The sequence below is a fragment of the bacterium genome (genome assembly GCA_021372615.1).
In the GTDB taxonomy this organism is placed as follows: domain Bacteria; phylum Armatimonadota; class Zipacnadia; order Zipacnadales; family UBA11051; genus JAJFUB01.
Map to the genome: position 1 here is coordinate 1 of JAJFUB010000157.1, position 2,749 is coordinate 2,749.

General features: G+C 68.3%; 1 protein-coding gene. It reads left to right on the top strand.

Translation table 11 applies throughout. The features are described from left to right. Nucleotides 1–272: 272 nt before the first annotated feature. A complete protein-coding gene (locus LLH23_22315; protein ID MCE5241209.1) occupies nucleotides 273–2,666 on the top strand; it encodes a hypothetical protein in 2,394 nt (797 codons plus the stop codon). The last annotated feature ends 83 nt before the right edge of the window (nucleotides 2,667–2,749 follow it).

The following is a 2,749-nucleotide window of genomic DNA, read 5'->3' on the forward strand; positions in this document are numbered from 1 at the left end:
GACCGCGACCCGGATCCGAAAGCAGTCGCGGTCGGTGACCGCTCCCACGCCCCACGCTCCCCGCATGCAGCCCCCCAACCCATTCCTCACCTCCATCCTCTGTATCCTTGCCTCTATCCTCGACATCCTCTCCAGCTCAGGCTGCTCGCCCGCCAACCCATCGGGGGCACGCTTCCTGTGTTCAAGCTGCCGCTCGTCTGCTATGATGGCCCCGTGCCCCGGCTGCTCGCGGGGCCTGTGGGCGTCCAGTACACCGTGGCGAGGTCATACCCATGATTATCCCCGATGGTATGCTGAACCCGTATCTGACCGACCCGGACGACAGGCCCTTCTCGTACTATGCCCACCCCACCGACCCGCTCGGCGCGATGTACGCTCCCAATGGCACGGAGGTCACACCTGAGGGCTACATCTACACGGGGTTCGGGGAGCTGATGTTCCTGGTCGGCAACCCGCCCGAGCCGGTCAACTGCCGCATCAAGACACTCCTCGGGGGCGTGCTGCCTGTCGTCGAGTACGACTTCGACCGGGAGGGCGTCCGCTACGCCTACCAGCTCTTCGCCGCCGATCTGGGTGGGGCGCTGGCCGGGATGCCTGTCAGCTTCGCCCGCGTGACCGTCACCAACGAGACCGAGGAGGAGCGCACGGCCTTCGCGGGCGCGGCCTGCCGCTACCGGGGGCCGTGCTTCACGGCTTACGGCGGGGCGGGGGACTTCCGCGTCGGCTCCGGCACCCGGCACATCCCCCAGGACCTGCTCGACGCCTATGACGGCCCCACCGCCGAGCTGCGCTACAGCTTTGGCGAGGGGTGCGTGCTGCGGAATGGGAAGATCGTCTACCTCTTCCCCACTTCACCAGCGCCGCACTGGCAGTCCGTGGCACTCATGGACAGCGGCCTGCGGATGCGACGGTACTTCTCCGGTGAGATCGAGGGCAATGCTGACCCGACCCACAACCTCAGCCCCGACGAGCCGGCCGGCGTCGTGCTGCATGCCCTGCACCTGCAGCCCGGCGAGAGCGCCACGCTGACCTACAAGCTGCCGATGCTGCCCGTGGCGGCGGCCTCCGAGGCGGCGCGCCTGGTGGCCGAGGCCGACTACGAGGCCTTGCTGGCGCAGACCGAGAGCTTCTGGCACGACTTCGTCATCCGCAAGGCCCCGCTGCACTTCCCCGAGGGCAAAGTCCAGGAGTACCTCCTGGCCAACACCATCACCAACCTGCTGGCGTTCGACAAGATCGGCGACGACCTGTATCCGTGCGTCAACAAGTTCCAGTACCACAGCTTCTACGGCGGCGGGAATGTCAATGACATCATGCGGGCGCTGGAGGTCATGGGGCAAGCCGGCCTCTGCCGCGAGGGCCTGCTGTTCCTGGCCCGCCAGCAGAAGCCCGATGGCAGCTTCCGCCTGGAGTTCTACCCCGAGGGCATGTGGTGGGAGATGTGGGGCTACAACCTGTGGGGCTTCTGGCGGCACTACGAGTTGACCCGGGATGAGGAGTTCCTGCAGGCGGTCTACCCCGTGGCCGTGCGGGCGATGGCTTGGCAGGCGGAGGTCGTCAGCCAGGACCCGGAAGGTCTCTGGCCCCCGGCGACTATCGCCGACGACGCCTACCTCAAGGACTGCCGCCAGACCGGCCAGTGCATGTGGGGGCTCATTGGGCTGCGCAGTGCCGTGAAGCTGGCCCGTGGGGTCGGCAACGAGGAGGACCTCCAGCGCTTCCAGGAGCAGCACGACCGCTTCCGAGCGGCCTTCGACCGCCTGCTGGAGCGCCAGACCGCCCAGACAGGGGGCTACATCCCGCCCGCCCTGGAGCGTACCACCGCCGGCAACGACTGGGACAACCTGCTGCTGCTCTACCCCGAGCTGCTCTTCGACCCGATGGATGAGCGTGTGACGCGGACGCTGCAGGCCGTGCGCGGCAAGTACCAGGAAGGTGTCCTGGGCTACACGTGGCCCTGCGCCGTCGGGCGCGAGGGCGAGGAGTTCATCTTCAACGAACAGCCGGGCCTGCACTACTGGCAGACGCCCAACAACACGCAGACCTCGCTGGTGCGCGGCACGCCGGAAGACCAGGAGTGGGCGGTGCGCGAGGTCTACGCCATGCTCCTGCATAGCTCCTCGACCCACATGATCGGGGAGTTCGGCACGATCCCGTGGAGCACCCGCGATTGCAGCCACGTCTACAACCTCATTCCCCAGGGCACCTCGGCCGCCAAGCTGATCCAGGCTCTGCGTAACATGCTGGTGCGCGAGCAGGACGAGGAACTGTGGCTGCTGTCAGCGCTGTCGCCCGAGTGGGTCCAGCCCGGCAGCACCATCGAGGCTCGCGGGGAGCCCACGGCGTTCGGCCCGGTGAGCCTGAAGGTGACGGCCGGGGCCCGAGCGCTGACGCTGGAGCTGCCCCAGAGCTTCCGTCAGGCGCCGCAGCGGCTGGTGGTGCGGGTACCGTGGTTCTGGGAGTTGGTGGCCGCCACCGTGGATGGGCAGCCCGTGGAGCCCGAGCGCAACGTCGTCAGCGTGCCGGTGGGCGCCAAGCTCCTGCGCCTGGAGGGTAGCCTGCGCCCCGACACGCCGCCGTACAGCTACGAGCAGGCGGTGGCCGACTACAAGGCGGAATACCGCCAGCGGTGGGAGCAGTTCCTGCGAACAGGCAACCGGCTGTAGGTGCCGTCCGAGGCGATCGGCGGCCAAACACGCCGTAGTGCGGGCTTCCAGCCCGCCGTGGCGTCGGGCGGGGGGGGAGCCCG

Bases quoted from the DNA above. Each gene is read 5' to 3' on its own strand.
- LLH23_22315 (MCE5241209.1), top strand. From the start codon at position 273: ATGATTATCCCCGATGGTATGCTGAACCCGTATCTGACCGACCCGGAC.